5 protein-coding genes are annotated in these 5,973 nt (G+C 74.0%); all 5 read left to right on the forward strand.

The window, feature by feature from the left end; genetic code table 11:
• Positions 1-103: 103 nt before the first annotated feature.
• The 5 genes from ABD345_RS33850 to ABD345_RS33870 all read left to right on the forward strand — a co-directional run bounded on the left by ABD345_RS33850 (position 104) and on the right by ABD345_RS33870 (position 5,866).
• The gene (locus ABD345_RS33850) at positions 104-1,006 is read left to right on the forward strand and encodes an SDR family oxidoreductase (RefSeq protein WP_344557876.1); all 903 of its coding nucleotides are present in this window, start codon (positions 104-106) and stop codon (positions 1,004-1,006) included.
• 14 nt (positions 1,007-1,020) lie between these two features.
• Positions 1,021-1,914, forward strand: a complete 894-nt coding sequence (locus ABD345_RS33855; protein WP_344557878.1) for an amidohydrolase family protein — start codon at positions 1,021-1,023, stop codon at positions 1,912-1,914.
• A gap of 21 nt (positions 1,915-1,935) precedes the next feature.
• Positions 1,936-3,435, forward strand: coding sequence for an acyl-CoA synthetase (locus tag ABD345_RS33860; protein WP_344557879.1), 1,500 nt, complete (start codon positions 1,936-1,938; stop codon positions 3,433-3,435).
• Between the two features lie 69 nt (positions 3,436-3,504).
• On the forward strand, positions 3,505-3,960 hold the full coding sequence (locus tag ABD345_RS33865; RefSeq protein WP_344557880.1) for a MaoC family dehydratase: 456 nt from the start codon (positions 3,505-3,507) through the stop codon (positions 3,958-3,960).
• Positions 3,961-4,294: 334 nt separating this feature from the next.
• The gene (locus tag ABD345_RS33870; protein ID WP_344557881.1) at positions 4,295-5,866 is read left to right on the forward strand and encodes an MFS transporter; all 1,572 of its coding nucleotides are present in this window, start codon (positions 4,295-4,297) and stop codon (positions 5,864-5,866) included.
• Positions 5,867-5,973 lie beyond the last annotated feature (107 nt).

Genomic DNA, 5,973 nt, shown 5'->3' on the forward strand with positions numbered 1-5,973 from the left:
GCCACGACTGCGGCGACCACATGACAGCCACACCGGACGCCCCCGGGTGTCCCGATCTTACGAATGATCCGAACGAACCCACGAAGAAAGGTATGGAAGCCCCATGGATCTGAACGGCAAGGTCGCCGTGGTCACCGGCAGCGGTCGCGGCCTCGGACTCGCCTACGCCAAGGCGCTCGCCGCCGCCGGCGCGGCAGTCGTCGTCAACGACGTGGACGCCGAGGCCGCCGCCGGCGCGGTGAAGGAGATCGAGGCGGCCGGCGGCCGGGCGGTCGCCGAGGTCGGCGCGGTCGGCTCCGCGGAGACCGCCGAGGCGCTGGTCGCGCGGGCCGTCGACGCGTTCGGACGGCTGGACGTGATGGTCACCAACGCCGGCGTCCTGCGCGACCGGGTGCTGTGGAAGATGTCCGACGAGGACTTCGACACCGTCCTCCAGGTCCACCTGCGCGGCACCTTCACCTGCGTGCGCGCCGCCGTGGCGCGGATGCGCGAGCAGGGCGAGGGCGGGCGCGTCATCGTCGCCGGCTCCCCGGCGGGCCAGCGCGGCAACTTCGGCCAGACCAACTACGCCGCCGCCAAGGCCGGGATCGCCGCCATGGTCCGCACCTGGGCGATGGAGCTGGCCAAGGCGGGCATCACCGCCAACGCGGTCATCCCGGTCGCCGCCACCGCGATGACCAGGACCATCCCCGCCTTCGCCCCGCACGTCGACGCGCTGGAGCAGCACGGCACGCCGCTGCCGGACGGCCTGCGCAAGGGCGAGGGCTTCGGCACCCCCGAGGACGTCGCCCCCCTGGTCGCCTACCTCGCCTCCGACGCCGCCGCGGCCGTCACCGGCCAGTGCATCGGCATCGGCGGCGACAAGCTGGCGCTGTGGTCGCACCCGCAGGAGGTCTCGGTCGCCTACGCGGACGGCGGCTGGAGCGCCGACGCGATCGCCGCGGCCTGGCCCGTCTCGGTCGGACGGGTGCCCGAGACCTACGGCATCCCCGCCCCGCGGATCTGAGCGGCGGCCGCCCGATGACCCCCCAGCAGCCCGCCCTGCGGCTCGACGAACTCGTCGCCATCGACGTCCACACCCACGCGGAGGTCTCGGAGAGCGGCCGGGGCTCGCTCTCCGAGGAGCTCGACGCCGCGGCCGGCGACTACTTCCACGCCGAGCACCGCCGACCGACCCTGCCGGAGATCGCCGCCCACTACCGCGAGCGGAAGATGGCCTGCGTGGTCTTCACCGTGGACGCGGAGGCCGCCACCGGCACCCCGGCCGTCCCCAACGAGGAAGTGGCCGAGGCCGCCCGCCGCAACCCCGACGTGATCATCCCGTTCGCCAGCATCGACCCGCACAAGGGCCGGGCCGGGGCCCGCCAGGTGCGCCGCCTGGTCGAGGAGCACGGCGTCCGCGGCTTCAAGTTCCACCCCAACGTGCAGGCGTTCTTCCCGAACGACCGGCTCGCCTACCCGCTGTACGAGGCGATCGAGGAGGCCGGCGCGATCGCGGTCTTCCACACCGGGCAGACCGGCATCGGCGCCGGCGCGCCCGGCGGCGGCGGCATCCGGCTGAAGTACTCCGACCCGATGCTGGTGGACGACGTCGCCGCGGACTTCCCCGGCATGCCGATCGTCCTGGCCCACCCGTCCTTCCCCTGGCAGGACGAGGCGCTGGCGGTGGCCACCCACAAGCCGCAGGTGTACATCGACCTGTCCGGCTGGTCGCCGAAGTACTTCCCGCCGCAGCTGGTGAAGTACGCCAACAGCCTGCTCCAGGACAAGGTCCTGTTCGGCTCCGACTACCCGCTCATCAGCCCCGACCGCTGGCTGGCCGACTTCGCGCAGCTGCCGATCAAGGACGAGGTGCGGCCGAAGATCCTCAAGCAGAACGCCGCCCGCCTGCTCGGCCTCGACAAGCAACAGTGACGCAGACGGAGGAGTCCCGCGTTGCACAACGACGGCATCGGTTCCTGGCCCGCCCGCCGGGCCCGTAAGACACCGCACCGCACCGCCCTGGTCCACGAGGGGCGCACCACCAGCTACGCCGAACTGCACCGCAGGACCGGCCGGCTGGCCCGGCTCCTGCGCCGGCACGGGGTGCGCCGCGGCGACCGGGTCGCCTTCCTCGGCCCCAACCACCCCGCCTTCCTCGAAACGCTGTTCGCCGCGGGGCAGTTGGGTGCGGTGTTCGTCCCGCTCAACACCCGGCTGACCGCGCCCGAGCTGCGCTACCAGCTCCGCGACAGCGGCAGCTCCCTGCTGCTGGCGGTCCGGCAGGACGCCGCCCTGCTGGCGGAGCTGTCCCGGGACACCGAGGTGTGGGCGGCCGAGGGGACGGAGTTCGAGGCGCTGCTCGCGGACGCCCCCGAGGAGCCGCTGGACCTGCCGGTGGCCCACGACGACCCGTGCATGATCATGTACACCTCGGGGACCACCGGCCGCCCCAAGGGCGCCCTGCTCACCCACGGCAACATCGTCTGGAACAGCCTCAACGTGGTGGTCGACACCGACCTCGCCGGCGACGAGGTCACCCTGGTCAGCGCACCCCTGTTCCACACCGCCGCGCTCAACATGACCTGTCTGCCGACCCTGCTCAAGGGCGGCACCGCCGTCCTGGAGTCCGGCTTCGACGCCGAGCGCACCCTCGCGCTGATCCGGGAACTCGGGGTCACCTGCCTGTTCGGCGTCCCGGCCATGTACGACGCGATGGCCCAGGCGCCCGGCTGGGCCGGGGCCGACCTGAGCGGCCTGCGCACCCTGATGTGCGGCGGCGCGCCCGTGCCCGCCCGCACCATCCGCACCTACCTCGACCGCGGCCTGGCGTTCGTCCAGGGCTACGGCATGACCGAGGCCGCCCCCGGCGTGCTGCTGCTCGACCGGGCGGACGCCCTGGAGCACGCCGGCAGCGCCGGCGTGCCGCACTTCTTCACCGACGTCCGCCTGCTCGACCCGGCCGGCGAGGAGGTCGGCCCGGGCGAACCCGGCGAGGTGGTGGTCGGCGGCCCCAACGTCACCCCCGGCTACTGGGGACTGCCGCAGGAGACCGCGAGCGCCTACCACGACGGCCGCTGGTTCCGCTCCGGCGACGTGGCCGTCCAGGACGAGGACGGCTACGTCCGGCTGGTCGACCGCCTCAAGGACATGATCATCTCCGGCGGGGAGAACATCTACCCCGCCGAGGTGGAGGACGCCCTGCTCGAACACCCCGCCGTCGCCGAGTGCGCCGTGTTCGGCGTCCCCGACGAGAAGTGGGGCGAGGTGGGCCGGGCCGTCGTGGTGCTGCGCCCCGGCGCCACCGCGAGCGCCGAGGAGGTCCTCGCCCACCTCGACGGCCGACTGGCCCGCTACAAGATCCCCAAGTCCGTCCGCTTCACCGACGCGCTGCCCCGCAGCGGCGCGGGCAAGCTCCTCAAGGGGCCGCTCCGCACCGCCCACGGGAGCGCCTGACCGCTCCCCGCGCGCCCCCGCGCGGCCGCCCCCCCGCGCGCTCGGCGCGCCACCAGGAAGGACCCCCACGTGCCCCGCACCGTCCACGGCCTCACCGACCTGCTCGCCCTCGGCGGCACCGACCTCGGCCACAGCCAGTGGCTGGAGATCGCCCAGGACCGGGTGAACACCTTCGCCGACGCCACCGGCGACCACCAGTGGATCCACACCGATCCCGAACGCGCCGCCGCCGGCCCGTTCGGCGCCCCGATCGCCCACGGCTACCTGACGCTCTCGCTGCTCATCCCGCTGTGGAGCGAGCTGCTCCAGGTCGAGGGCGTCGCGATGGCCGTCAACTACGGCCTCAACAAGGTCCGCTTCCCGTCCCCGGTCAAGGTCGGCGCCAAGATCCGCGCCCACGGGGCGATCGCCTCGGTCACGGAGGTGAAGGGCGGCGCCGAGGTGACCGTCGACCTGACCGTCGAGATCGACGGCGTGGCCAAGCCCGCCGTCGTGGCCCAGGCCGTCTACCGCTTCTACGCCTGAGCACTGCCGCTACGCCCGAGCACCGCTTCCGCGCCCGAGTACCGCGATGCCCGAACGGCGTGAGCCGCCACCCCCGACCGGGGGTGGCGGCTCACGCCGTTCGGCGTGCGTGCGTGCGGCGGACGACAGCCAATCCTGTGCAGATTATTGACGGCCGACAAAGAGTAGCCCTACATTCGCCGCACGGCCGGTACCCCGCCCCCTCGCCGCCCATCCGGGCCGGCCCCACCCCGGGTGCCCCGCCGCCCCCCTCGTGCGAACGCCGACGTCCGGCCCCGGCCCCCGTCCGGGCCCACCGGACCCCGCCCGCGCCCTCCCCCCAGGAGAAGCACCCATGTCCACCTCCACCCGTCCGTCCGCGCCCACCGCCCAGGGCAGACCAACCCTGCGGCGCGGCACCCTGGTCGCCGGCCTGCTCGCCGTCTGCACGGCCCAGATCGGCCTGGCCATCCCGGCCACCCTCAACGGCCTCTTCCAGAGCCAACTGCACCCCGTCGGATCGCAGTTGACCTGGATCTCGGACGCCTTCCTGCTGCCGGTCGCGGTGCTGGAGCTGACCTTCGGCCTGCTCGGTGACCTGCTCGGCCGCAAGCGGCTGCTGGTCGGCGGAGCCGCGCTGCTGGCCGTCGGCGAGATCGTCAGCACCACCGCCGACGGCATCCACCAGCTCTGGGTCGGCCAGGCCCTGGCCGGCCTCGGAGCCGCCGCGCTCTTCCCGACCTCGCTGGCGATCCTCGCCGCCGGCGCGGCCTCCACCGCCCAGCGGGCCAAGGTCGTCGCGCTGTGGGCCGCCCTGCTCTCCACCGGCGGCTTCGTCGCCCCGCTGATCGGCGGCATCACCGCCACCTACGGCTCCTGGCGCTGGGCCTTCGTCGTCGTCACCCTGATCGGCGCGGCCAGCGCCCTGACCAGCGCCCTCTGCGCCGACGACTCGCGCGCCCCCGAAGGCCGCTCGCTCGACCTGCCGGGCCAACTCACCATCGGCGTCGGCCTGTTCGCCCTGCTCTACGCGATCATCCAGGGCCCCGAGGACGGCTGGACCGCCACCCCCGTGCTGATCGCCCTCGCCCTCGCCGTGCTCGGCCTGGTCGGTTTCGTGGCCGCCGAACTGCGCTCCTCCTCCCCGCTGCTGCGCCTGGACCTCTTCCGCAACCGCTCCTTCGCGGTCGCCTCCGTCATCACCGTGGTCGGCATGTTCAGCTTCCTCGGCACCGCCTACTCGGTCAGCATCCGCCTCGGCCCCGTCCAGGAACTGCCCCCCATGCGGACCGCCCTGGCCTTCCTGCTGCTCAACGGCATCGCCCTGGCCATGCTGCCGGTCACCCACCGGCTGCTGAACGCGGTGGCGCCGCGCCTGCTGCTCGGCTCCGGCCTGCTGCTGATCGCGGCCGGCAACTACTGGGCGGCCGCCCTGCCGGTCGACGACCACTCCTTCCTCCCGCTGATCGCGCCGCTCGCCCTGGTCGGCCTCGGCTTCGCCGTGACCGTCTCCTCCGTCACCGCCACCGCCGTCACCACCGTGCCCCCGCACCTGGCCGGCATGGCCAGCGCCACCACCAACCTGCTGCGCGACTTCGGCTTCACCCTGGGCCCCGCCGTGATCGGCGCGATCGCCCTCAGCCGGGCCGGCCACCACTTCACCACCGCCCTCGGCCCCTCCGACCTGCCCGCCCCGCTCAAGGGCGCGGGCGCCGCGATCCTGGAGGAGGGCGGCCCGCTGGCCGTCAACGGCGCCTCGAACGCGCCCAAGCTCGCCGCCCTGCACCCGATCGCCGAGAACGCCCTCGGCGCCGGCTACTCGGTCGGCTTCGTGGTCTGCGGCTGCGCCGCGCTCTTCGCCGCCGTCCTCGCCCTGCTGGCCCTGCGCGGCCGGGCCGCGGACGGGGAGCCGGTACCCGTCCACTGAAGCACCACCCGCCCCGGCGACCGGTGACCACCAGCCTCCGGCGGCGGCTGCCGGTCACCGGCCTCCGGCGGCTGAGAACCGGCTTCGGTGGTCGGGGAGCAGGCCCG

Source organism: Kitasatospora saccharophila (assembly GCF_039529925.1).
Taxonomy (GTDB): domain Bacteria; phylum Actinomycetota; class Actinomycetes; order Streptomycetales; family Streptomycetaceae; genus Kitasatospora; species Kitasatospora saccharophila.